The sequence below is a fragment of the Krasilnikovia sp. MM14-A1259 genome, from assembly GCF_047159535.1.
Taxonomy (GTDB): domain Bacteria; phylum Actinomycetota; class Actinomycetes; order Mycobacteriales; family Micromonosporaceae; genus Actinoplanes.
In genome coordinates this window covers 23,432-49,896 of sequence record NZ_BAAGAJ010000003.1, presented here as the reverse complement: position 1 = coordinate 49,896, position 26,465 = coordinate 23,432, and the positions used below count along the sequence as shown (strand labels likewise).

Sequence of the window (26,465 nt, the reverse complement as noted above, 5' to 3'; positions counted from 1 at the left end):
TTGACAAGAGGTTACATGCAACCTATGAGCGATTCAATGTGCTCGGTGACCGTTGGCATGCCGACGCGCGCCCGTGGCTGGTCATCCGGCCAGGGCGGCACAGGCCATCAGCCAGGCCGCCTGCGCCGCGACGTTCTGGCGGATTCGCTCCCCCACCACGGCGGCCTGACCGGAGGGTTCCTCCTCGAGCGTCAACGCCTGCCACAGGTATTCGTCCACCGTGTCCGGTGCGAGCAGCAGTTCATAGGTGACCGGCCGGAACTGCCCTTGCCGGTGCAGCCGGCTGAGCATCCGGTACACCTCGCCGGCGGTGAACCCGAGCTCGGTCTGTACGCCGAGACGCGCGGCGGTCAGGTCGTGGCCGGTGGTCTCGGCCAGCGCGATCGCGATGAGCGTGGTCCGCGGGTCGGTGCGGAACCGGGCGACGGCGCCGTGGACCGCGTCGGCGTGCCGGCCGGCGTGGATGCGCAGAGCGCCGAACGCGGCGGCCAGCTCGTCGACGGCCTCGCGGCGCGCCGCGGCGACGACGAGCTTCTCCCCCGTGTCGAGGCGGGCGGCCAGGTGGCGGTGCACGGCGTGGTGCTTGGCGGCGGCGAGCAGCCGCCGCAGGGTGCGCAGCTCGGCCAGGTAGTGCGCGCCGTCGCGGTGCAGGGATCGGGCGACCCGCGGGTGGGTCACGGCCACGCGCTGCCGGGCGGCGGCCGTGGTGACGTGATCGGCCACCCGGGCCAGCAGTGTGGCCTCGGCGGCCCGGTATGCGGCCAGCGCGGCCGGGTCGCCGCCGGTCAGGTCTAGGCGCACCGGCACGGTGCGCGCACCCGGCAGCGTCGGCAGCGCCGTGGGGTCGCGGCGCAGGAGGATGCCGTGGGTGCGCAGGCGCCGGCGGACGGCGGCCGGGTCGGCGCCGAGCCGGGTGCGCAGGTGTGCGGTGCCGCCGGATTCCTCAAGGCGGTCCAGCAGGGACAGCTGGCGGGTGAGCAGCTCGGCGCCGCCGGTCGTGGTGTCGGCGGTGGTGAGGTCGATGAGCAGGCCGTCGCGGCCGGCGACGTCGACGGCCAGCTCGAACAGGGCCCGGGCCCGGGCGCTGCGCGGGGCGTGCTCGAGGTGGCCGTCATCGGCGACCAGCGCGGCCGGGCGGCGGGCGGCCAGGGCGGGTAGCCACAGGAACTGGAGTGCGCGCCGGACGCCGGCCGGGCGGCGGGCCGGGGCGCGCCGCGCCATCGTCGCGGCGCTGACGATGTACAGGTCGGCGTGCTCCGGCAGCCGGCGCGGTCCGCTTCCGGCCACGACGTGGACGCGGCGGGCCGGCAGCGCCGCGGCAGCGTGGTCTGCCCACAGCGGCGTCGCCGACGGCGGGCAGACCACCACGGCGGGGTAGGCGCGGGTGGCTTCCAGCGCGGCCAGCACGGCGTCATGCTGGCCGGAGCCGGGCGGGTCGGCGAACGCGACCCGCCGGTTGCGGGTCAGGAACCGCACGGCGAGCTGCTGATGCGGGTGCAGGGGCACGGCCAGGCCGGCAACGGTGACCGGTGGCCCTGCGGCGGCCAGTGATTCGGCGAGGTTGCGCTGTTGGACACCGCGCCAACGGCGCAGCTGCGTAGCGGCGCCGTCGTCGATGCGCAGACCGAAGCGGTCCACGGTGGCCAGTAGCTGCCCGGCGTCCGCGCGGGCCGTCAGGACGTACGCGCTGCGGTCACGGTGCCAAGCGGTGCGGTCGTCGTTGGCGGTGCGCAGCGCCGCGTGCAGGTCCGGCCGGTAGTCGCAGCCGACGACCAGGGCGCCGGTGGCGTCGTCGAGGGTGACCTGCGGGCGGTCGTTGCTGCTGGCGGCGCCCAGGGCCCAGACCGCGTCGTCGACCGTAATGCCGTGCGCGTCGGCGAACGCGACGAGCATGGCCGCCGCGCGGGGCGGGAAGACATTGGCCCGGGCGGCGGGGTCCCAGCGCCGCCCGGGCAGTGCCCGCACGAGGTAGACCAGTGTGGTGCGGGCCGGGAAGACGACCTCGACGTCACCGTCGGGGCGCACCCGCACGACGGGATCCGGGTCGCGTGTCGCCGTCGGCGCGAGATCGGTGGACAGCGCGGCGCGCAGGTGTTCGGGCACCGGGATGGCGTGGCGGTGCGCGAAGTCCAGTAGCGCGGGCAACGCGGTGACCGGATACAGGTGGGCGGGGCCGTCGGGATCGCGCTCGTGGCCGGCGATGTCCTGCGCCTGGGCGGCCAGGTCGGGGTGGTACGGGAAGGTGAGGGCGATGCGGCCGTCGCGGCGGATCGTCAGATGGCTCAGCGCGGCACGGCGTGCCCCGTCGGCGAGAGCGTCACGGGCCGTCGTCGCGGCCTCGGGTAGCGGCGCCGGTGGCAGCCGGCGGTAGTCGATGCGGGCAGTAGCGAGCGCGTGGCGGTGGCGTGCGGCGATGTCGGCCGCGGCGGTCTCCTCAGCGGGCCCCCAGGACGTGGCCGGCCGCAAGGCCAGGTGGTGCGCGAGATGCCGGTCCCCAGCCGGCAGGGTGTCGCCGCGGCTGAGCGCGGTGAGTACGGCGTGCAGCAGGACGGTCTGAGCAGGACTGCCAGTGGGGGCGGCATCGGGAACGGCGACGGCCGTGTTGTTCCCACGGGCCAGCGCGTTCTTCCGCACCTCCATAGGTTACATGCAACATCTCGGCGGCTGGTGTTTGGGACCACCCATGCACTGCCAGCAGGCCGCGGGCCTTCGGCTGCCGATAGGCGGGAACGGGGCCTCTGCGCATGCGCTGGGCATGTGGAAGGGCGCTTACCCCAGGTCTCGTCCGTGGACTTCGACGGTGCCTGGCCGAAGGCGTTCATCACGGTACGGGCAAACATCGACGCGGCAGTAGGATGGAGTGGTTTCCCCTATCGGTCATGCCGGATCACGTCAGTGACCGTCGGATAGCTTCGGACCTGCGTGGCGATCCTTGATCACGCGCCCGTTCGGGCGCGTAGCCGGTTGAGCAGCGCTGTCTCAATCTCGACCGGCAGGCGGAACCATCCGTTCGCTGTGAACAACCGGTGCCGCGTGTTGTGCTGATAGGTGCCCGCCACGAGTTTCCCGTCCTGCACCTCGATGGTGCCGATGACATCCTCTGAGGCAACGCGACCACCGGGATCAGGTATGCGGCCGTCCAGGAGGTAGACATGTCCGCTGCCTTGAATCTGGGCCTCGTGGCGAACTGCGTCACACTGGTCGATGGACTCGAAGATCGTCCTTGACAGGAGCCGAAGGAACGGGCCGTTTTCGTGGATGTCGGCAGGCAGCGGGTGGCGCGGGTCCGCGCTGCGAGTCACCACCGCCATGACCGCTTCCGGGTGCAACCCGTGTTGAGAAATCCAGTCGGGGTCAAGCAGCGACACGACGTCTCGGTCACCGCCACCGAAGTCGACGTGATATCGGAACACCTCGCGATCACGCATCACATCGGCACGATACCCGCCCGCGGCGCTAGCCAGATGCGGGAATGAGCTTTCCTGTCACAGCGGCACACGTCGACGTATCGGGGTTCCTCGAACGCCGCGGCATGCCGAGAATGGCGGGGGCCCGAGCCCCACCGTCGCGCATCGAAACCGTGTGCCGGCCCTATGTCACCTTTCTGGGCGGGCGATCTTCAGGAGGGGGCCTCCAGCCCATTCAGCCAGCGCCTTGGGGTCTGGATAGCCGGAGTTGCGCTCTGGATTTCCTGGGTTGCATTCGGGCCAGAATTGGTCGAACCAGCGCTGTTCCGCCGTGTATAGGCGGGACCAATTGTCCCGCACCATCTGTGTGACACGCTCCCGTCGTCCCGCAACGGTGAGATGTCGGCCCAGATAGCAGATCGCCGGGAGCACCGTAGACTGCAGAGACAGCGTTTCCCACTGCAGCGCGAACGGGGGAATGGGAGCCTGGACAGAAATTTCTGCGGTGAGAAGTTCTAGTACCTCCGGCCAGGCGCCGTCGTCGCCGACCGCTGCGAGACCTTGGATCGCGTAGTTGCGGACCGGTTCGTCGTCACGCAGGCACTCACGCAGGAGTGGCGAGCTTTCCACCCCCAACTGCTTGGCTAGGGCGACCACCGCGGCGCAGCGCCTGTCTGTCGGCGCATTACGGTCGCTCGCAATGTCTTGCAGCAGCGAGAGGCCATGACCCTTGGGTGTATCGCCCAGCGCAACCACGAGGCGGTTCTTTTGAGTATCGGCAGATGAATCGTAGAGCTGGCGCAGCTGGGTGTCACTGTCCGCGCCAGTGACACCCAGGCGCGAAAGGGCATCATGCAATTCCTTTTCGCTTGCTTGCTCCATGGAAGTTATCCCCCGGCAGACGGCGTCAAGCTGCTCAGTAAAGCATATTCTCCATGTCATCATACACGTATGCGATGTTGACACCCTGGCTACGTAGGTACGCGTCCTTTGCCATCTGCTCGGGGTCCTGGCCCGCTTTTCCGGACTTCGTTTCGACGTAGCCCAGCAGGCCGCCGTTCTTGTCGTAGACCGCCATGTCGAGGATGCGATCACCATCGGGTGTGCGGAAGGTCAACGCCTTGCGGTTCTCCGCGTCCGTGACGACAGTTCTGCCGTTCTGCCGGAAGAAGTCGGCGATATGGTCACGATAGGCATTTCCCACGAGATCGTTGACCGCAACTTGCTCACCTCGGGTGAGCTTCAGACCCTTAGCTGCTTTCGAAAAGACCTTCCCGAGCGGGATTAGGGAGACAACACCCACGGCCGCACTGACGGGGTGACCGTGGTCCCAGTCGTCCTTGACGAGGTACGCCGTGGCGGGCACGCCCACGTAGGGCATCCAGCTCCCGACTTCCGCGAGGTGCCGCTTGTCGGCTTCCATGCACAAGTCGATGAGCAGCGGATTCGCGCACATCTCATTCGCGCGTGCGAACCAGGCGGCTTGAGCGTCCGGGCTCTCGCCCCACGGTGTGGGCTGTGGCGTTGGGAGAGCGGCCGGCGCCGGCGGAGTGGCGGCTGGTGCGGGGGCGACACTCGGCTGTGACGAGCGGACAGGGATGTTGTAGCTGCGGCTGGGCGATCCTGAGTAGGTCGACTCCCCCGGTCTGGTCGACCCGGGCGTTCCCCCGCCCACGCGGACGGCGTTGGGCCTGCCGGCGACGGTGTTGCTGGCCGGGTCGAGGTAGTCGGTGTGCAACCCGGTCGGGTCGCTCATGGTTATCGGGTTGTTGTTGGAATAGGTGTACGCGTTCCACTGCTGCGGGTCGTTCAGGTCCTGGACCGGGTCAACGGAGATGAACTTGCCGAGGGTGGGGTCGTACTCTCGGGCGCCGATGTGGGTCAGGCCGGTGTTGTCGTTGGTGCCGCCGACCAGGCCCTTGTCGTTGGGCCAGGTGCCGGTGGTGCCCCGCGGGCTGCCGAATGGGCTTTGCCGCCGGATCGTTGCCTTCTGGGTCGTCGCGTCGACTGCCGCCTGAGCGGTGCCGAGCCGGTCGGCCGCCAGCCAGGTCAGCCCGGTAGCGGTGCGCTGCACGATGGTGGAGCCGGCGAAGCTGTAATACCGGGTGCCCGACGTCGCCCCGGTGGCATTCGTATAGCGGATTTCCTGGTTTGGCAGGTACAGCGTGCGGCCGGTCGGGTCGCGGCGGATGAGCCGGTTGCCGTCGGCGTCGTAGATGTAGGTGTTGAGCCCCGTGCTGTCCGTGGAGGTGTCGAGGTGTCCCTCGGGGTCCCAGGTCATGGTCTGGGTGCCGGCGGTGGTGGTGGGCCGGGTCAGCATGTTGCCGGTGGCGTCGTAGGTGTAGCTGCCGGTGGTGGCACCGGTGGTGCCGGTGGCCGCGTGCGGCCGGGCCACGGTGGCGCCGTTGCCGGGGTAGGTGTAGCTGGTGACGGCGTCTCCGACCGAGCGGTGCACTGTCTCCTGCGTGCGGTTGCCGATGGCGTCGTACTGCCAGGACTGCCAGTACGGCGCCGGTCCCCCGAGCTGGCTCGTCGAGGGGGCAACCGCGCAGTCGCCGCCAGCCGGGGTCCAGGCCTGGGTGAGGCGGCGCAGGTTGTCGTAGGTGAAGCACTGGGTGTCGTCGACCGGGTCCGGTGCCGTGTCGGTGGTCTGGAGCACGTTGCCGGCGTTGTCGTACCGGTACTGAACGTTGGCGACGATGGCTGGGGTGGCCTGTTCGGCGTCGGTGCGGATGCCGGTCGTGCGGCCGGTCTCCAGTTCCCGGGTGTAGGCGGTCCAGACGTGCCCGCCGGTGCCGGTGTAGCGGTCGACCTGGTCGAGTTCACCGAGGGCGTTGTAGGTCGTGTCCTGGACATAGGACAGGTTCTGGGAGCCGTACAGGCTGTTCAGCGAGTAGGGCTGGCCGAGCGAGGTGTAGCCGAAGGTGAGCGCCTCCGCCGCCAGACCGCTGTTGGTTGAGGGGATGGAGGTCGACTTGATCGAGTCGTCGTCGTTGTAGGTGTTGGTGTAGGTGTAGGTGCCGGCGAGCCCGGTTTCGCTTTGCGGGATGATGACCTGGACGTTGCCGGGCTTGTATCGGTCGTTGTAGTCGAGGACCTTGATCTGGTAGGCAGCGGAGCCCACCATGCGGGTGGATTGCGACAGTTGTCCCTTCGCGACAGTGTCGTAGATCCACTGGGCGCGCAGGGTGCCGCCGACCTGGTTGTCGTAGGAAGCCCGCCGACGGTTGAGCGTGTCGTACAGGTAGGCGACCTTCTTGCCGCGCGCGTCGGTCTGGGTCAGGACGTTACCCGCGTTGTCGTAGGTGTAACTGGTCGTGCCCTTGTCGGGGTCGTCGACGACGGTCTGGCGGCCGCGGGCGTCGTAGGTGTAGGTCCAGTCGTTGCCGAGCGTGTCGACGACGCTGGTCTGGTTGCCGCGCCGGTCGTAGTTGTAGGTGGTGGCGTCCCAGCTGCCCGGGGTCTGCGGGGTTGGGGTCGCGCCGCGGTATTGCCGCAGCTGGATGGTGTGGTCCCGGGCGTCGGTGACGGTCGAGGTGGCAGTGCCGCCGGCGGGCGGGGTGACGTCGGTGCGGTCACCGCCGTAGGCGGTGGTGGTGCGCCAGCGTTCGGTGCCGTACGGCTGGAAGATCTGCGCGGTGACCCGGCCGGCGCCGTCGTAGACGGTACGGTTCTGCCGGGGCACGAACGCCCGGTCGGTGGCGGCGAGCAGGGTGCCGCTCGCCGCCCCGGCCGCGTTGTAGGCGTCGAAGGAGAGCGAGGCGCGGCCGGCGCTGTCGTAGAAGTTCTCCGTGATGACGCGCCCGGTTGTCGGCGAGGGCGTCTGGGTCTGCCGGGGCCGCAGCATCCCGTCAAGGAGCTGGTATGTGGTGACGTAGGTGCCAGCCGGGTTCAGCTTCGAGGTGGAGACCACCGTCGGGCTGGTGGCGTTGATGTCGTAGCTGTACTTCACCGCGGCCTTCGCCAGGCCGGGCTTGTACACCTCGGTGAGCAGGCCGAGCGGGCTGTAGGTGAAGCTGGTCTGCTTGAGGTTCGGATCGATCGTGGAGGTGGTCGCACCCCACGCCGGTTCCAGGTTGGTGGTCGTCTTGTGCAGCAGCGGGTTCGTGGTCAGCGTCGAGGTGACCGGCCCATCGGTTGCGGGCGTGTAGGCGGTCGTCGTTACCGCGTTCATCGCGTCCGTAAACGAGGTGACGCGGCCGTGCACGTCGTATGCGTCCTTCTCGGTCGTGATGAAGGTCGCGGCGCCATTGGTGTAGGCGGACATTTCCTGCCGCTGGGTCGCCAGGCCCTTGGTCGGGATGGCCTTGAACGCTTGCCCGTCGAAGGACACCCTGCTGTCGCTCATGATGTCGGCATCGGTCAGCGTGCCGGTGGTACTGGCGCACTTGACCGCGTAGGTCTGCTGCTCGTGGACACGGTCGAGAATCCACGCGGTGGTGTTGCGGGGGGTGTAGTCCGTCTTGGTGCAGCGTTCGTCGCCGGTGATGCTGTCGTCGCCGAGGTCGTCGATGGCTGTGGGCATGCCATAGGCATCGAAGGTGGTGTTTGTTTTGGTCACCCGGTCGGCGCGCCCGCCGTCGCGCGCAGTGCGGGACTCGACGGTGGCCACGTTGACGAATCGGGCGGTGACCGTGTCACCGTTGATCGTGCGGGTGGCGGTGGCCGGGGACGCCCACGGCGTCTCCAGCCTGCGGGTGACCACGGCGCCACCGGGGCCGTTGAGGGTCTTGGTTTCGCGGGTCATGCCGCCGTACCAGTCCTCGTCGGCGATCCCGTCGATCGAGACAGGCTTGGTGCCGCCGGAGGCGTTGAGCCGGTCACCGTTCATGCCGCGGAAGTAGCGGGTCTCGGTGTAGGTCTGCTCGCCCGGGTCGCCGACGGTGACCCCGACGCGGCCGTAGCCGCGGTAGTCCGACCAGGTCTTGTACTTCGCCTTGACCAGGCCGTCGTCGTCGGTGTAGTGCCAGGCGGCGCCGTCGAAGTACTGGTACGAGGTGACCACGCGTGGGCTGCCGCCGGGCGGAGCTCCGCCGGTGTTGTCGTTCTCGTAGATGGTGGTGACGACGTACTTGTTGAACCAGTCGGTGACCGGCTGGCTGTAGCCGTCGGGTTCCCAGCGCACCGGGTAGCAGCGGGTGGTGTTGGTCTCGGGTGTGGGCCGGGGGGCGCCCGGCAGGCATTCAGGTTTGGAGTAGTCGACGGTCGTGGTGCCGCCGCTCTCGGTGCGGATCTCCCGGATGCGCATCCAGTTCATCGCGGCCGCGAAGTCGATGGTGTCCACCCGGTTGGCCATCTGCACCGGGGTGAACAGGACGTCGGGCACCGTGGCGGTGCCGCCGACCAGCCCGGCGTGGGAGATCTTGGACAGCCACAGGCCGGCGCGGGTGCCGTCGCCCGGATCCGGGAACAGGTGCGTCAGCGTCCACCGCTCGACGTCGCGGAACCCGATGCCGTTACGGACCTGGGTGGTGATGCTGGTCAGCCGGGTGGTCGACCAGAACGTCGGTGACCAGTCGTCGGTGCAGGACGTGCCGGTGCAGGAGGAGTCCCATGGCACGTCGGGCCAGTGCACGGCGTCGTGGGTGGTGCAGGTGGACAGGCAGCGGTCGTCGGTGACGAACTTGACCCGGGCGGGCGCGACCGTCGTGGTGCTGAGCACCGAGTCGACGCCGCCGCTCTGCCGGGTGCCGTAGTCGATGTGGTCCAGGGTGGCAGCGCGGTCGTAGCTGCGCGGGTCGTCAGCCTTCATGTTGCGGGCGTACTTGTTGGTCTGCTTCAGGTACCAGTACGACATCGAGTTGCCCAGCGGGTCGACGACGTAGTCGAGCTGCCAACGCCACGCCTGCACACAGTCGGAGCTGGTGTAGGCGGTGGCGTGGCAGGGCTCGCCCGGGTCGTTGCCGAACACCGGGACGGTCAGCGCCGAATTCGTCACGGGGTTGCCGGCGGCCCAGCCGGGCAGCCGGTTGGCGCCGAACCAGTACTGCACGCCGTTGCTGGTGGTGAGCACCCAGTATTCGCCGTCGTTGTCGCCGTTGACCGCGCCGGTCTTGCGCTCGATGCGGGAGGCGTCGTCGCCGCGCAGGTGCCAGCGACCCTCCGTGGCGTTGTAGAGCAGCTCACCGGCGTGACCGGGCAGCGACAGGGTGGCGTTGTCGGTCTCCCAGCACAGGTCACCGGTCTTGGTGGTGTTGTTCGCCGAGCTGCCCATGTCCTTGCTGCACGGCACGTAGCGGCGTTCGATGAACCCGCCGACGGATTCGTCGAAGCCCTCACCGATCCAGGAGGGCTGGTTGTTGGAGGCCGCCTGCTGGCCGTCGACCGACTGCGACGAGTAGGCCAAGCTGAGCACCGGGGCAGGTCCGCCGAGCGACGGGGGCACGCGCATCGGATAGGACCAGTTGAACGAGCCGGTGTTCTCGTTGACGTCCCAGGTCGACGACGGCTTCAGCGAGGTGGCCGTGTAGTCGCCCGCGGGGCCGGACGGCGCTGCGGTGGCCGCCACCATGGTCTGGACCGCGCTCACGCTGAGCTCTGCGGAGACCGTCTTGGCCTTGGTGTCGTTGGTCGACGCCAGTGGCGTGACCGCACATCCGGCCTTGGTGGGGGTGGTGGCCGCGCAGTCGGGCACGGACACCATCCGCAGCCGGGTCGACCAGTCCGCGCCGTAGGCGGTCGCGAACGAGCTGTAGTCAACGCTCACCTTCGCACGCCCGGCTCCGGTGACGCCGTCGGCGCGCGCGACCTTCAACGCCACGCCGTGAATCCCGGCGCGCTGCGTGGCCGCCTGGTCGAGGACCTCCACCTGCAGCCGCGACGGCGCCTTGTCCGCCGCCTTCGCGGCCGCCCCGGCGACCCGCACCGGCAGCGTCCCCGCAGCGACGGGTGCCGCGGAGGCCCCGGTCGCGGGCACGTTCACCAGCTGCGTCCCGGCCGCCGGCCACACCGGAGCCGGCCGGTCGGCGGCGGGCTTGGGCTGGGCGGCGGCGGGCTTCGCCGCATGGGTCACGGCTTTGGTCGGCACCAGCGGGACCGGTTTGGGCGCGGGCGGTAGGTGCGGCACGGCGCCCTGGGCGGGTGCCTGCTGGAACAGGCCCGCGATGAGGCTGGTGACCAGGGTTGCTGCCAGGGCGGCGCGGCGCACCGGGCGCGTCGACGGGCTGCGCTGGGGCAGGGGTGACTTCACGGTTGCTCCAAAAGGGGGGCCGAAGGCCGGCGGTTCAGACGCGGGTCGAGGGGTCAGGCGGTGGGGTCGATGCGCAACCCGACGCCGGGCCGCAGCACGGCCAGCCGATCGGAGTAGGGCAGGGCGGTGACGCCGTCCTTGTTCTGCAGACCGATCGCGGACATGCCGCCGGCCTGCAGGAAGGTGCCGTCGTTGGTCGGGTAGGTGAGGCTGAACCCGCCGGCCTCGTTGAGGATCGCCTGGAACGTGTACCGGGTCGACGGATCGTTGTGGTGGCGCACGCTGCGCCATTCGACGACGTACTGCCGGTTCGGTGCGGTACCCCGCACCCCGCCCATGATCATGGAGCTGGCGTCGGCCTCCCAGTCCGCGCGGAACGCGTCCAGGTAGGCATTACCGAACTCCAGGCTGCCGTCCGAGCCGATACTCATCGCGGTGGTGGACTGCCCGTACACGGTCACCGGGAACGGCAGGGTCACCGCCCGGCTGGTGTCGTAGCCGGTGAACAGGTTCGCGCTGGCCGGCAGCGCCGTGTACGTCACGGCCGTCTCGGTGAGCTTGTAGCCGGTGCCCGGCGGCTGGGCCGCGAAGTTGGCCACCGGGGTGGCCCGGGTGACCGACACCGGGCGGGTCATCGTGCCCGGGCAGGCACCGCCGGCGATGGTGGCCGCGACCGTCCACGTACGCGGGGCGACACCGGCGATCTGGTAGGTGCCGTCCGCGCCGGTGGTGGCGCTCAGCCCGGCCGCGGTGACCGTGGCCCCCGCGACCGGGGTGCCGGTGCAGGTCACCGTGCCGCTGATGGTGTTCTGCGCGGACACTCGCGGCGCGAACTTGATGTTCAGACCGTTGGCGAGCAGGTCAGCGGCGTACAGGTACTGGAAGCCGACCGTGCCGTTGGTGTTCTGGATACCGACGGCGCCCTCCGCGCCCTGGTCGATCGGGTTGTCCGGGTCGATGTTGCTGTAGGCGAGAGTGATGGTCCCGTTCTCGTCGAAGATCACCTCGAACGAGGCCCGCACCGTGTCCCCGCCGTACATTGACACGTTGCGCCACTCCACCGTCCAGCGCCGGTTCGGTGCCGTGCCGGTGGTGCCGACTGCGATCGCGGCCGACGAGTCGACCACCCAGTCGTCCCAGAACCCGTAGATCGCACCCGCCGGGGCGCCGCCTGCCGTGCCCGACGGGATCGGTGTGGCCTGCGCGGCGGTCGCCCCTTCGGGGGCGAGGCTGACGAAACCGTTGCTGCTGATGTACGGGGTGGTGGTGCTCTCCCCGTACAGCTTGATCGGGAACGGGGCGGTGGCTTTCCACGCCTGGTCGTCACCGGTCCACGCGGTCTGCACCGTGCTGGCCGGCACATACGTCTGCCCGGTCGCGGTGGTGCAGTCGTAGTACTGGTCACCGTCGGAGTCCAGCGACAGGTCCACGCTCAGATCCACGCCGGACTTGTGGGCCTCCGCCCGGGCGTACTGCCCGAGGCAGCGGTTGTCGCCCAGCGACGCCAGTACCTGGTAGGCGCCCGGTGTCACGCCGGTGAACTGGTAGCTGCCGTCCGCCCCGGTGGTCACCTTCAGGTTGCCCGGGTTCAGCGTGATCGTCGCCCCGGCGATCGGTGCGGTGGTGACCGCCTCGGTGAGCACACCGCGCACGGCACCGGCCGCGGCCGGCGTGTACGTGATCGAGCTGTTGGCGGTCAGCGCCGGTTCCCAGTTCGAGTAGTAGTCGGTCACCCGGTTGGACAGGTCCTCCGCACCGACCGTGGCCTGGGCGCCCTTCTGCAGGTCTGTGGACATCGCGCCGTACTGGAAGGAGTACCGGCCGTCCTCGTTGAGGATCAGCTCGAACGTGACCCGGTCGGTGCTGCCGACCACCAGCGCGTTACGCCACTCGATCACGTACGAGCGGTTCGGTGCGCTGCCCGTGACCTGGGTCCGCACGCTGGCCGACGCGTCGATGGCCAGGTCGGACCAGTACGGCTCGAGGTAGCCGCCGCCGACCAGCACCCAGCCGTTGGTCGAGACCGTGGCGATCGTGCCGGTGCGGCCGTAGAACTTCACCGGGAACGGCAGCGTCACATCGGTTTCCACGTCGTCACCGGTCAGCGGCACCACCGTGTTGGCGGCGACGTAGCCGGAGGCGCCGGTCGCGCAGGCATAGCCCATGACCCGGTAGTCCGCGGCGTACCGCAGGTCCCGCACGGTGTCGGCGGACAACTCGACCTGGCTGTCCACCTTCACCCCGCACCGACCCGGCTGGCCGCTGGTGACCCGGTAGCTGTCGGCCACCAGACCGTAGAAGGTGTAGGTGCCGTTGGCGGCTGTGGTGGTGCTCAGGCCGCTGGGGTCGAGCTTGACGGTGGCGCCGGCGACCGGGGCTCCGGCCGCGTCGGTGAGCGTGCCGCTCAGGTTGTGCGTCTCGAGCGTCCCGGCCAGGTCTGAGGGCGTGAACACGATGGCCTTGCCGTTGTCCAGTGCCGCTTCCTCGCTGGAGTAGACGATCCCGTCGGCGCCGTCCACGGATTCCATTCCGACCACGGCGTTGGCGCCCTGCTCGGCGGCGTTGTCCAGGCCGTCGTAGTTGGTCGTGACGGTGCCGTCCGGCGCCAGGGTCACCGAGAAGCTGAGCCGCTGCGCGGTGTTGCCCTTGCGGTAGACGTTGCGCCATTCCACGACCACCTGCTGGGTGGCGCCGCTGCCCACGATGCCGGTGCGCACGCTCGCGGCGTCGTCGACCACCAGGTCGTCCCAGAACGCGGCGATGACCGCGTTCGGGTCGGCCAAACCGATCAGCTGGTCACCGGCGGTGTGCGGGTGCGAGCCGGCCGGGTCGACGAACGACAGCAGACCGTTGGTGTCCACCCAGGCGCTGCGGTACGCGCCGCCGTAGAACGGGAACGCGAACGGCAGGTCGATGGTGGTCACCGCGTCGTCGCCGGTCAGTGGCAACACTGTCGAGCCCGTGGCGAACGTGGTGGTGCGCTCGGTGCAGGTGGTGCCGAGACTGTCCTTGATCTTCTTGAGCGGGATGAACAGGGTCAGTTCCTGCCCGTCGACCTCGAAGGTCTGGGCGCCCGCGGTTCCGCAGCGTCCACCGAAGCTGGCCGTGACGCTGTACATGTTGTTGGGGACGTTGGCGAAGGTGAATGCGCCGTCGACGTCCGTGGTGGTCGTGTAGCCCCCGGGCTGCAGCTTGACCGTGGCGCCGACCACCGGCAGGAACGTCACCTCATCGAGCACGGAGCCGGACACGCTGGGCGCCTTCACGATGATCTGGGTCTGGTTCGCCGGGCCCTGCCGGTTGCCATCGTCGATGGCTGCCGCGTACACCGAACGTTGGCCGCTGACCGTGCCGACGTCGATGCTGACCGTGGCCGTACCGCCGGCCACGGTCGCGTTGACCGTCGTACCGGGGGTCAGGGTGGGGTCGCCGAGGCTGTACTTGAACTTGGTGACGTTGGTGTCGCCGCCGGCGTCGAAGGTGACCGTGGCCGTGCTGCTCTGCGCGAACTCTGTGCCGTTGGTGACGGTGATGGCCGGCTGCAGCGGCTTCGCCAGATCGGCGAGGAAGGCGGGGTGGTTGGGGCCTTCGATGAAGTCGTAGATGGCCACGTCGTCGACCGCGCCGTTGAGGAAGCCGTCGTCGACACCGTTCAACTTCCGCTTGCCGATGGTCACCGGCCCGGTCGCGTCGAAGCCACCGGTCAGCACCGCGGTCTGGGTCTGCAGGGCCCCGTTGACGTACAGCGTCAGCTTCTTGGTCGACGCGTCGTAGACCCCGGCCAGCTCAGTCCACTTGCCGGCCGTCGGCGCGATGTTGGACAGCACCTGGAACTGGGCGGCGTTGGTCACGTTCGCACCGGCCATCGCGAAGCGCCACTTGTTGTCCGGGCCCGAGTAGCCCAGCGTGTACGCCGAGTTGACCGTGCCGTTGCCGGCCACCGCGACGCGCTGACCGGTCACCCCGGTGGTCGAGGTCAGCTTCACCCGGGCAGTCACGGTGAAGCTGGCATTCGAGTGCACCGACACAGTTGCACCGGTGTCCGGGTTCACGTAACTGGGCGCCGCCGCCGTGGAAGCGAAACCGGTGGTGCCGTTCAGCGACAGCGCACTGCCGGCATTGCCGCGACCCGCCACTCGCGTCGCGCTACCGCCCAGGGTGGCGGTGTTGTTGTGCTGGGTGACATCGGAGGCGGTGGTCGTGCCGGCGGCCTCGTCGAACGTCCACTGCGCCGCCGGGCCGGAACCTCCGCGGACGGTGAACTGGAACGTCGCTGGGTTCGTCGAGAACCAGCCGGCCCGGTCCTTCGACCACACGCGCAGCGTGTTGATCCCGTCGTGCACCGGCGCGAGCTTCAGCGTCGCACTGTGGTCCGCGTTGGCCGCGATGACCTGCGAATCGATCCGCACCCCGGAGTCCAGGGTCCACGCGTACCCGAGGGCGTCTTCCGGCTTCGTGGTCGGCGGAGCGATGGTGAACGTGCCGGCGATGCCGGCGCCGCCGCGCGGCGTGGTGGTCGAGTAGTCGGTCGACGTGATACCCGCCGGGGTGTTCGGCGGCGTCATGTCAACGGTGAACTCACAGGTGCCCGAGAAGGTGGACTGCCCGTAGGTGTCGGTGGTCTTGGTGTACCAAACGTAGGTGCCGCCGTCGACCAGCTTCCCCGCTGGGATCGTCGCGGACACCGTCTTGTCGTTGCCGTTGGACTGCGTCAGCTTGTTCGACTCGCTGCGGGTGCCGCCCTGCGCCCACCAGTAGAAGTCGGTGGTCAGGATCTGGTCGCCGTCCGGGTCCTTCTGGTGAGCCGACAGCGTGGGGGTGGTCCGCAGGACGTACGGGCGGGCGGCGCCCACCGCGCAGGCCTTGTTGTCCGCCGTCAGCGCCGTGGCGGCGTACGGCTTGGCGTTGTACTGGACGACCAGCTTGGCCGTTGACGGGTCGAACCGCTTCCATTGCAGCAGCGTGCCCTCGTCGACAGCCCGCAGGCCGAGGTTGACCGGTGCCCCCTCCTTGATGAGGGGACCGACGATGTCGGTGACGTCGAACTCGATGTCGCCCGGGCCGAGACACCCGTGCACGGCGCCGACCTTGCGGTTGCCCTTCGTCTGCGCGGTCTTGCTGGCGAACCAGGTCGGCTGGTTGTTCCACGTCGTCGACGAGGAGAAGCTGCCGGTCCGCCACACCTTCGCGTTGCTCACCGGGCTGCAGGTCCAGGCGTGCATCTGCTTGATCCGGAACTTCGCGTCCGTGACAGCACCCTTGACGGCGCTGGTGTCCATGTGAAACAGCGAGCGGATGATGTGATCGGCGCAGCCGTCGCAGTCCTCGGTCCGGCCGGCACCCGCCGCCCCGTACGTCGTGCCGTGCAGCAACGCGGTCGAGTTCTTCCAGAACGAACTCGACGGGTACTTGCTCCACACCGACGTCCACTCGTTGTTCACCAGACTGCCGGTGACGCCCGGGTCGATGAACACCGGGTACTCGGTCCGCGGGTCGCGCAACATCCGAGTGTCCGGCCGCAGAGTCACCGAAGCATCGCTCACGCTGACCGGCATCACCGCCCGGCGGGCCCGCTCGCCCCGGCTGTCGGGCTGCGCGTCGGGCTTGTCGAGGGTCTTGTCCCCCTGCGCCGCCTCGCCCGGCACCTGCTCGGAGGAATCCCACATCAGCGGCGCGGGGGCCTTGAACACCGGCGCGCCCGTGGCGTCGCGGGCCACCAGCCCGCCGCCGCTCGCGGTTGCGAGTGTGACACCCTTGGCGCCCATGCCGAACCGCAATGAGGCCAGCTTCGGGTTCGCCGCCGCCTTCGCGTCGCGCACGACCAGGACCTCGGAGAAGCCGGTGGCGTTCGCGCTGACCTGCAGGTCGACGCCCGGCAGCACCTGCGGATAGATCGCGGTGGAGCCCTTCAGCACCGGCTTGGGCAGCACGTCCGGCCAGGTGAACGACAACTCACGCGCACCGTCACGCAGCTTGCCGACCAGCGTGTCACCGCCCGCCGAAAACGTCATCGGCAGCACCGTCGCCCGCGGCCCCACCCCTGCCGAGGTCGCGGTCAGGGTCGTGTCGACCGGCACCCAGCCCGAGCCCCGGCGCACCCGGACCGGTTCGATGCCCTGCTCCAGCGTGCGGGTCCCATCGGGATTGAGGAACACCTGCGCGTACTCGGTGCGCTCGGCCAGGATCTCCACCCGGCTGTGACACACCCCGGTCATCCGGCTCGCCGCCGTCGCATCCGGCTGCTCGGCCACACAGGAGGACGGGGTCGTCGGCGCCGCTGCTGCGGGCGTCGCCCCGGCCAGCACCGGCAGCCCGGCCATGGTCACCAGCGCAGACATAGCCGCAGCCACCAACCGCCGTCGACGCAAACCCAGAGAAGCGACCGGCATACCCCACCCCGAAGATCAACCAACAGTGGGTCGGGACGCTAGCCCACAGCAATCGCACAGCGGAACGCCTATTGACGAAACCTTGCGGTTCCTTTTTTCCGGTTCTGACGGCACCTTGAGCGGCGGGAGTGAAGGGTGGTGCTTCCTGAGGCGTTCAAGCGAAAGTGAAGATCCATCCGATTGGCGCAGACGTCCGCCACACGGGGTAGGGGCTCACCCGGCCAGAAGGAGACTGTCCACCTCGACCGATCGGCCATTTCGACCAACATCGAAGATTACCCCAGGTCATCCCCTGACTACGGTCGGCAACTCTGGTGGAGTCTTGGATCAGGCCGCCCGCGTTAGGACCGGCTCCGGCGGCACGGCCTGTTACCGCTGATTCCCCCTGGCAGGGGGCAGTAGGCGGTGGATCAAGACAGGCATGAGCCATTTCGGCACCTGCTGCCTTTGCTCGCGTCTCCAGTGGTCGAGTCCGTCGACGTAGACGTCCCGAACGCCGCCGCTCGTACCGCACCGGTGCTCGAACTTGGTCGCCAATGGAGAGAGCGGCCCTCAACCGCTACTCAGCGTGCAGTGCCATGATTGCAGCGACTGGCCGGTTCCTCTGTGCGAATCGTTGGGTGACCCTCAGGGCATATCTGCCCCTGAGCTGGATAAACGGGACCCCCATGGCTCGGCGCGATGCCGTAACATTCCGCCGGCTCGCCAACTTCGGCACTGGGACGACTCTTGCGTACTGTTACTTCCTGTATTGCCGCGGCCCTGTTGGTCGCCGGCTTCGCCACGCCTGCCGCCGGGGCCGTTACCGACCCGGTGCGGCTGGACGTCGGTCTCGCCGCGGATACGGTGCCAGCCTCGGTGCTTGCAGTACTCGGCGACTCGGTCGTGCGCAGCCGTCCGGTGCCGGGTCTAGATGCCATGACGATCGACGTGGTCGCCGACCAGGCCGACGCGGCGCTGATCCGGCTCGGCGAGACGCCGGGCGTGCGTTACGCCGAGCGTGGCGCAGTCGTCCAGGCGGACAGCGATCTCATCTCCGGCAACTTCGGCCTCATGGACATCCCGCCAGCTTGGACCTGGACCACGGGGGATCCAAAGATCATGGTTGCGGTCGTCGACACTGGCGTCAGCCCTACTTTGGACCTTGTCGCGGACCGGTTGACCCCGGGCTACGACTTCGTCGACGGCGACACTGACCCCGCGGACGGCAACGGGCACGGCACGATGGTCGCCAACCTCATCGCCGGCGACGGCAACAACGGCGTCGGCTACGGCGGCCTGTGCAGCCGATGCCGGGTCATGCCGGTCCGCGCGCTGAGCGGACGCACCGGCAGCACCGGGGACGTCGCCGCCGGCATCGCCTGGGCCGCCGACCACGGCGCCCAGGTCATCAACGTATCGGTGAGCACCTCAGCCGCGAGCGGGCTGCTGCACGACGCGGTAGAGCACGCCGTCGGCAAGGGTGCCTTGGTGGTCGCCTCCGCCGGGAACGTGGCGTCGACCGCGCCGCGGTACCCGGCCGCTTACGAGCCCGTGCTGTCGGTCAGCGACATCGTGCCCACGAAGAACACCGCCACCGATCGGTGGGTCGACGTGCAGGCCTACAGCGGCTGGCCGGTCCTCGACCGGAACAACGTCCCGGACATCATCTCTGGGGCTTCCGGCTCGACTGCGTTGGTGTCCGGGGTCGCGGCTCTCGCGTTCGCGATGAAGCCGGACGCGACCGCCGCCGAGGTGCGGTCGTCGATCCAGCGGACCGCCAAGCTCAGCTCGATCCAGCCGCCGTACGGCACCCCCACTGTCAACGCGGCCCGCATGATGCTCGACCTCGGCGCCCCCGACACGGTCGCGCCCACGGTCACCTCGACCGGTCTGACCGACAACGAGTTCATCCCGGCCCAGGGTGTGAGCATCCTGCCGACGGCCACCGACGACCACGGGGTCGAACACCTCGAAGTGACCGTCGAAGGCCGGACCCCGTTCACTGCCCGCCCGGGCGTCAAGGTCCTGGTGGAGCCACCGATCAGGCACAGCGGCCCCCTCGCCGTGACCGTCCGCGCCTACGACTACCGAGGCAACATCGGCGAGGCGACCACCATGGTTCAGGCGGACACCGTAGCGCCCACCGGCAGGCTGATCTCGCCGGAACCTTCTGTGGTCGTGCACAGCGGGATGGTCGACGTGACCGTCGAAAGCCTGGACACCGACCTGCAGTCCATCACCTCCGAATACGGAACCGGCTCGCTCACCCGGGTCGGCGACACGAATCTGTGGCAGGGCACGGTCGCGGTTTCCCCGCAGGGCCAGATCCTGCTCTGGCTCGCGGACAAGGCCGGCAACCGTTCGCAGCTGTTCGGCAGCGTGCAGGTCAACAACGACCCGCCCGCCGGCAGCCTGCTCACCCCGGCGCCGGGCGCGCGGGTACGCGGCACGTTCACCAGCACCCTGACCGGTGTCAGCGACCTCAGCGGCGTGGTCACCGCGGAACTGCGGGTCAACGGCACACTCGTGGGCACCGACACGACCGCGCCGTACGCGCTGCCGGTCAAGACCGGCACCTACTCCGGGAACCTCACGCTGAGCTGGACGCTCACCGACCGCTGGGGCCTGTCCCGGACGCTGCCGCCGCGCACGGTGGTCGCCGACAACGCGGGTCCGTCCCTGTCCATCACCAAGGCCCCCGCGAACAACACCAAGGTCAAAGGCACGGTCACCGTCTACGCCAAAGCCTCGGACGCGAGTGGCGTCGCCCGGGTCGAACTGCTGGTCAACGGCAAGGTCGTCGCCCGAGACACCACCTCCGTGTACGCCCTGCGCGTCAACACCGCCACACAGAAGAAGACGATGAAGGTGCAGGTCCGGGCGTACGACAAGCTCGGCAACATGAAGTCCAGCACGACCCGCACCTGGTACCGCAAGTAGTGCCGAGGCGGACTCAGACCGGCGTTGCCGGTCCTGAGGGCGGCCCTGGGCGCGCAGGCCTCGGGGCGCGCGTGGCTTCCAGCGCGGCCAGCACGGCGTCATGCTGGCCGGAGCCGGGCGGGTCGGCGAACGCGACCCGCCGGTTGCGGGTCAGGAACCGCACGGCGAGCTGCTGATGCGGGTGCAGGGGCACGGCCAGGCCGGCAACGGTGACCGGTGGCCCTGCGGCGGCCAGTGATTCGGCGAGGTTGCGCTGTTGGACACCGCGCCAACGGCGCAGCTGCGTAGCGGCGCCGTCGTCGATGCGCAGACCGAAGCGGTCCACGGTGGCCAGTAGCTGCCCGGCGTCCGCGCGGGCCGTCAGGACGTACGCGCTGCGGTCACGGTGCCAAGCGGTGCGGTCGTCGTTGGCGGTGCGCAGCGCCGCGTGCAGGTCCGGCCGGTAGTCGCAGCCGACGACCAGGGCGCCGGTGGCGTCGTCGAGGGTGACCTGCGGGCGGTCGTTGCTGCTGGCGGCGCCCAGGGCCCAGACCGCGTCGTCGACCGTAATGCCGTGCGCGTCGGCGAACGCGACGAGCATGGCCGCCGCGCGGGGCGGGAAGACATTGGCCCGGGCGGCGGGGTCCCAGCGCCGCCCGGGCAGTGCCCGCACGAGGTAGACCAGTGTGGTGCGGGCCGGGAAGACGACCTCGACGTCACCGTCGGGGCGCACCCGCACGACGGGATCCGGGTCGCGTGTCGCCGTCGGCGCGAGATCGGTGGACAGCGCGGCGCGCAGGTGTTCGGGCACCGGGATGGCGTGGCGGTGCGCGAAGTCCAGTAGCGCGGGCAACGCGGTGACCGGATACAGGTGGGCGGGGCCGTCGGGATCGCGCTCGTGGCCGGCGATGTCCTGCGCCTGGGCGGCCAGGTCGGGGTGGTACGGGAAGGTGAGGGCGATGCGGCCGTCGCGGCGGATCGTCAGATGGCTCAGCGCGGCACGGCGTGCCCCGTCGGCGAGAGCGTCACGGGCCGTCGTCGCGGCCTCGGGTAGCGGCGCCGGTGGCAGCCGGCGGTAGTCGATGCGGGCAGTAGCGAGCGCGTGGCGGTGGCGTGCGGCGATGTCGGCCGCGGCGGTCTCCTCAGCGGGCCCCCAGGACGTGGCCGGCCGCAAGGCCAGGTGGTGCGCGAGATGCCGGTCCCCAGCCGGCAGGGTGTCGCCGCGGCTGAGCGCGGTGAGCGCGGCGTGCAGCGCGGCGGTCTGCGCCGGGTTCCCTGTCGCGATCGGGGTCGTCGCGCTGGCCACGCCGTCCTCGCGGGCACGCGGATGACTGGGCATGTTTGGAGGTTACATGCAACCACTCAATATGGGCGAGGTCGTTGATGGGGTCGCGACGGTTGATGGGGTCGGCCCATCGATTCGGTGGACGGAAGGCCACGGGGCCGAGATCCCCGCCCCCTGCTGCGCGGGTGATCCCCCACTGGTGGCTTTCGACGGCGGCCCACGACTGTCCTATTCGACCGCTTCACCACAGTTGGCCGATCCGGGCGACCGAATATTCCCGTGGAATATTTCGACGCTCGGCGTGGCTCATGGCGCCGCTGCGGCGGGCTTGCCCTACAGTCGATCTCTAATACACCTATTCCTGAAAAATAATGGGTGCATTCTGGTGCCCAGGAAGGAGCCGAATGCCCGGCTTCAGCAACAAAGCCGCCGAGGGCCTGTCGGCGCGCCGAGCTGCTCGCAGCGCTCACGGACTCTTCGGCGCTGGACGGCCCGACGACCACGGCCGCACCATGGCCCTCCTGACGAACCTCTCCCCCCACCCCGACAACGCCCGCACCTCGCTCGGCGACGTCAGCGAGCTGGAGCAGTCCATCCGCGCGCAAGGCGTCCTGCAAGAACTGGTCGTCACCACCAGCGAGGCCCACCTCGCTGCCTGGCCCGCCCACCGCGACGCCATCGGCGAGGCCGAGTACGTGGTCATCTGCGGTCACCGCCGGCTGGCCGCCGCGGTGCGCGCCGGGCTCACCGAGATTCCGATCCGGATCCGGCCGGAGCTGTCGGACAACGGCCGCGACCTCGAGGTCATGCTGTCGGAGAACGGGCAGCGCAACGACCTCTCCGCATTGGACGAGGCCCGCAGCTTCGCCCGGCTGCAGGAGGAGTTCGGCCGGACCCAGGAGCAGATCTGCGCCGCGGTGGGATGCAGCCAGTCCCACGTCTCGAAGCGGCTCGCCCTGCTGCGCCTGCCCGGTCCGCTGCAGGCGGCCCTGCAATCCGATGAGCTCACCGTCCGGGATGCCATCGCGCTGGAGAGCAAGCTGAAGACCGACGACGACCGGCTGGCCGCCTGGACCATGGTGGCCAACGGCGCCCTCGGCGCCGACGATGCGGTGCGGCCGGTATCCGTGTCCGAGGCCATCGCCGTGCGACGCGAGCAGGGCGCCGCTGCCGGACGGGTGGCCGCCGCCCGCAAGCGTGCCCAGAAGGAAGGGCTCTCTCTCGTCGACGTGTCGGGCGACGGCCAGCACTGGCGATTGGAGGACGACGACGCGGTGGCCCAGGCCCGCGCTGCGGGCACTCTCGCTGCGCTGATCGACGCGGCTGGCACGTTCTGCTACGTGTCGACCCAACCCCTGCCCGCGGAGGCCGCCGCAGCCGCACCCGCACCGCGCACTCCCCCGCCCGCCGCACCCGCGGCGAAGGCGGCGCCCACTGCCGCTCCTGCCCGGACGTCGGCGCCCGCGCCGCGGCCGACGGCGGAAAACCCCGCGGCGGAGGCCGCGAAGGCACGGGAGGATGCCTGCCGCCGGATCGCGGCACGCAAGCCCACCGCGGCGGAGGCGCTGCGCCGGATCTCCCGGTGCGTGGTGCTGCAAGGCGCCACGAAGACGGCGAGCCTGCTGGCCCACCAATGGCTGTACGCGTCGCGGGTCGGTCCGGAGGACGCCAACCCCGACCGCTACTTCGACGCGGTGGTGCAGGCCGGCGGTGACCTTCAGGTGCAGCTGGCCCACGCCGCGGCGCTGGCCGCCGACGAGCTCGCCGCCCGCGCCGCCGGTGACCGGTGGGGCCCGGACACCCTGGCGCATGTCCGGCGGCTGATGACCGAGGCCGATTACAGCCCCACCCCCTGGGAAGCCGCCCGGCTCCAGGACGCCGCTCAGCCGGCATAGCCCGCCCACTCCCCCGCACACCGATATTCCCGTGGAATATCGCCGAGAGGATCCGACCATGGCCAAGAGCGCCTTCATGAACCAGTCCGGAGGGGCTGGCAAGACCACCTCGATCACCGGCGTCGCGGTGACCCTCGCGACCAAGAAGCACCGGCGTGCCCGGGTCTGGGACTGCGACACCAACCGCGACTCCTCGCAGTACCTGGGCTACGACAACCCCGACGACATCCCCGACCTCGCCAACGTTGTCGACGTCCTGCACGGAGACGCCAAGGCCAAGGAGGCCACGGCCCCCGCCCGAATCCCCACCCCGGACGACGCCTGGCGTCCCATCCCGAACCTGGAACTGGTCCCCGGCTCGGTTCACCTCGCCAGCTTCGACGTCACCTTCGCCAACAAGATGAAGCGCGAGGAACGGCTCGCCATCGCATTCGAGGAGGACGATGACGCCCGCGACCACGAGCTCGTCGACGGGCCGGCGTCGCTCGGCCTGCTGGCCATGAACATCCTCATGGGCGTCGACTTCGTCAACGCGTGCGTCAAACCCGGCATGAAGGAGATCCGGGCCCTCGCCGAGCTGGAGGGCACCATCGCCGACATCAACCAGTGGCGCAAGAACAACCCGGTCCAGCTCGGCGCGATCATCGTCGCGGACCGACCCCCGCGCAACGCCGGCATAGCCTACGAGGACGCGATCAAGGTCCTGGTGAACGAGTACGGGCGGGAACGCATCGTGCCGCTCGTCGACATCGAGACCGACGCCGGCACCGACCAGCAGTACGGCGTCAGCCGGACGGTACGCGTCGCCGAGGCCTACCAGCGGAAGATCCCCCTGCCGCTCTACGCGCCGACCACCCGCGCCAGCACCGACACCGAGGTTCTGACCGACCAGCTGCTCAAGCTGGGCGTCATCTGATGCCCGAACGAGGCGCCAACGGCTACGCCCGGGTCAAGTTCTCCAACCCGATGCTCCGCAAGGACATCGCCCTGCGGGTCCGCAGCACGGTCCGCGGGATGCAGGCCGACGCGAACCCGAGCTTCACCCTGCGCCAGTTCGTGGAGGAGGCATTCGCCGCCTACTGCCAGCTGCTGGAGGACCGGTACCACGACGGCAAGCCCTGGCCCGAGGTGGAGGATCCCCTCACCGCAGGTCGGCCCAGCGGGTACTGACGGAAAGGGCCTCGGATATTCCCGTGGAATACCCGAGGCCCTTTCGTTCGAGTTCTGTGTTCGTCCCGGGTTGGCACCTCTACTCGATCATGCCCTTGTTGCGTACATCCGGCCGTGAGGCCTGCCTCGCCTAACCGTCGCCCGGCGGGCCATCCCGACTCACCAGCAACCGCAGCACCGCGTACGCCGAGTCCCGGCGACTCTTACGCTTCGACAGCACAGCCACGGCCGCGAGCAGCGCCAGGCCGGATACCACTAGCGCCGTGACGACAACGGCGAGCACCGGCTCCCGGGTACTGACCAGAACGCCGCCTGCGGTCCCGCCGGCCCAAGCCGACACCGATGACAGTCGCTGCATCATGCACCCCCGTGACCAGACCGGTGAACTGACCACCTCAGGCTGACCTGCCGGGCAGTTCGGTGGGGTTCGGGCCGAACTGCCGAACCGGGAGCGGAGCAAATGCCGCTGCGCTGGCCGCAGGCGTGCTGTGCTTGGCGGGTGGCTCACGATGCGGCAGGCCCGTCGACCGAACTGCTGACGCAGCTGAGGAGGTTGCACGCGGACGTCGGCAGGCCGCAGCAATCCTGGATGGCGAGGAATGCGGCCAGCGCTAGCGGGTGGGACAAGGAGGAGCTCGGACGCGCAGGCTCCGAGGTAAGCCTCTCGGAGTTGAACAGCGGAAAACACGACTGCCCGTTGTGGAGAACCGTGTGGACCTGGGTCTGCGGCTGCCAGCTGTATGCCGAGAAGTACCCCGGCCGCTCCATCGTTTCCGCTGACTCGCCCGACTTCGCCCGCACACGCTGGGAAAGCCTCCATCAACAGGCCGCAGAGGCGAAGGACGACAGACGCGACAACGCACGCGAGTCTCAGCTCGCGACCGCCAAGCAGCAGATCACGACGCTGACGCAGAGATGCGCACAGCTGGAGAAAGAACTCGAGTCACAGGCCGCCAAGATCGAAGAGCTCGAGGTCCGACTCGCACAGGCCCGTGAGGACTCCGCCGATGTGGCCACGGTTGATGAGCTGAAGCGGCAGCATGCCCAGGCATTGATCATGTACGGCGAGACAGCTTGGAAACTGCGGGAAGTCCAGGCCGAGCTGAGCCGGGTGATATCGGACCGTGACTACCTGCGTGGGCAGCTGCACCTGCCTCCCGTAACTCCTCCGGGCGGATCTGAGGCCCCGCGCTCGTGGCGAGAGCCCTCGACACCCGCCTCGAACGAGTCGGCCTCTGCCTCGGACGGATCATCGTCCTTGGAAGCCCTGCGCTGCGAAGTCGGCGCGGCACTCGCGATCTTCGAAGCCGCACGGGCCCAATGGGAGGCGGCAGCCGACCGGATCCAGCACGCCAACGAGGCGCTTGCCGTCTTCCTCGACGTGCAACCGGTCCAGCACGTTCTGGCCGTCACGGACGAGGCGAGACAGCGGCTGGCCGACGGACTCGACCTCACTCGGACCGCCGAGACGCTCACCGAGCAATTCCGCGCAGACTTGTACTCACAGACGCGAACCGCGACCGATGACCTCACCTCGGGTGCCATTCACCTGGGCGAGGCCTTCACCCGGGTGCGCGACGCGCGCACGACTCTGCTCGCGCTCGCCTATACCACCAACGAGTTGGCCACTCAGGCGTTGGCGGAAGGCGAGGGCGTCCAGAACATCCTGGGGGACGCCAGGCACCGGACAGCGTTGCTCGCGACGCTCCTGCAGGACTACAAGGCGAGCATCTGACGGTCGCCAGGCAGGCTCAGGTACCCCGGGCTTACGGGCACGATCACGTCGATGTGCCGGCGCCGCCCTCCGGCCCGCGCGATACGCACTTGAAGGGCGGCATGCGGGCCGACGCCAACCCGGCGTTCACTCTGCGCCAGTTCGTGGAGGAGTCGTTCGCCGCCTACTGCCAGCAGATGGAGGACCGCTACAACGGCGACACGCCATGGCCCGAGGTGGAGGATCCCCTCACCGCAGGTCGGTCGAGCGGGTACTGAACCAGGGCCCGGATATTCCCGTGGAATATCCGGGCCCTGCCATGTCGACTCCAAGGTGTCTGGTGCTCACCACCAGCCACCCACGAGTCGAAGCGATTGGCTCGGGTATTCCCGTGGAATATTCGTCCCGCGCCTGCGGACCGGCCGTGGCGACCCCTGCGCAGGCGAACGACTGGGCTGCCGCGGCGACAGCGGGCTGGGGGAGTGCCGGCCGCTGGCCAGAGCCGTCGGCAGGCA

At 69.4% G+C, this 26,465-nt stretch carries 12 protein-coding genes; 6 read left to right on the top strand and 6 right to left on the bottom strand.

The features are described 5' to 3' along the window. Positions 1–81 precede the first annotated feature (81 nt). The 5 genes from ACMCNK_RS35730 to ACMCNK_RS35710 all read right to left on the bottom strand — a co-directional run bounded on the left by ACMCNK_RS35730 (position 82) and on the right by ACMCNK_RS35710 (position 16,934). Positions 82–2,640, bottom strand: a complete 2,559-nt coding sequence (locus ACMCNK_RS35730) for a hypothetical protein (RefSeq protein WP_412741126.1) — start codon at positions 2,638–2,640, stop codon at positions 82–84. Between the two features lie 296 nt (positions 2,641–2,936). Further along, positions 2,937–3,431: a hypothetical protein gene (locus ACMCNK_RS35725; protein WP_412741125.1), complete on the bottom strand. Its 495-nt coding sequence runs from the start codon at positions 3,429–3,431 to the stop codon at positions 2,937–2,939. A 165-nt stretch (positions 3,432–3,596) separates the two neighbouring features. Beyond that, positions 3,597–4,289 (bottom strand): HEAT repeat domain-containing protein, encoded by a 693-nt coding sequence (locus ACMCNK_RS35720; RefSeq protein ID WP_412741124.1) that lies wholly within the window; start codon positions 4,287–4,289, stop codon positions 3,597–3,599. 34 nt (positions 4,290–4,323) lie between these two features. Continuing rightward, on the bottom strand, positions 4,324–10,596 hold the full coding sequence (locus ACMCNK_RS35715; RefSeq protein ID WP_412741123.1) for an RHS repeat domain-containing protein: 6,273 nt from the start codon (positions 10,594–10,596) through the stop codon (positions 4,324–4,326). Between the two features lie 53 nt (positions 10,597–10,649). Then, the gene (locus ACMCNK_RS35710) at positions 10,650–16,934 is read right to left on the bottom strand and encodes a carboxypeptidase regulatory-like domain-containing protein (RefSeq protein ID WP_412741122.1); all 6,285 of its coding nucleotides are present in this window, start codon (positions 16,932–16,934) and stop codon (positions 10,650–10,652) included. A gap of 969 nt (positions 16,935–17,903) precedes the next feature. Here ACMCNK_RS35710 and ACMCNK_RS35705 point away from each other — a divergent pair. Continuing rightward, a complete protein-coding gene (locus ACMCNK_RS35705; RefSeq protein ID WP_412741121.1) occupies positions 17,904–19,907 on the top strand; it encodes a S8 family serine peptidase in 2,004 nt (667 codons plus the stop codon). Positions 19,908–19,920: 13 nt separating this feature from the next. On the opposite strand, the gene ACMCNK_RS35700 is transcribed toward ACMCNK_RS35705, so the two are convergent. Next, positions 19,921–21,225 carry a hypothetical protein gene (locus tag ACMCNK_RS35700; protein WP_412741120.1) on the bottom strand — a complete coding sequence of 435 codons (1,305 nt, stop codon included), beginning with the start codon at positions 21,223–21,225 and terminating at the stop codon, positions 19,921–19,923. A gap of 350 nt (positions 21,226–21,575) precedes the next feature. On the opposite strand from ACMCNK_RS35700, the gene ACMCNK_RS35695 reads away from it, so the two are divergent. The 5 genes from ACMCNK_RS35695 (at position 21,576) to ACMCNK_RS35675 (ending at position 26,228) form a co-directional block, all read left to right on the top strand. Next, positions 21,576–23,066 (top strand): ParB/RepB/Spo0J family partition protein, encoded by a 1,491-nt coding sequence (locus ACMCNK_RS35695; protein ID WP_412741119.1) that lies wholly within the window; start codon positions 21,576–21,578, stop codon positions 23,064–23,066. 58 nt (positions 23,067–23,124) lie between these two features. Then, entirely contained in the window at positions 23,125–23,982 is an 858-nt protein-coding gene (locus ACMCNK_RS35690; protein WP_412741118.1) for a ParA family protein, read from the top strand. Continuing rightward, positions 23,982–24,236, top strand: coding sequence for a hypothetical protein (locus ACMCNK_RS35685; protein WP_412741117.1), 255 nt, complete (start codon positions 23,982–23,984; stop codon positions 24,234–24,236). Before ACMCNK_RS35690 ends, ACMCNK_RS35685 begins: the two co-directional genes overlap by 1 nt. Before the next feature lie 460 nt (positions 24,237–24,696). Beyond that, a complete protein-coding gene (locus tag ACMCNK_RS35680; RefSeq protein WP_412741116.1) occupies positions 24,697–25,971 on the top strand; it encodes a hypothetical protein in 1,275 nt (424 codons plus the stop codon). Positions 25,972–26,072: 101 nt separating this feature from the next. After that, complete coding sequence (locus tag ACMCNK_RS35675; protein WP_412741115.1) at positions 26,073–26,228, top strand: hypothetical protein; 156 nt, start codon at positions 26,073–26,075, stop codon at positions 26,226–26,228. Positions 26,229–26,465 lie beyond the last annotated feature (237 nt).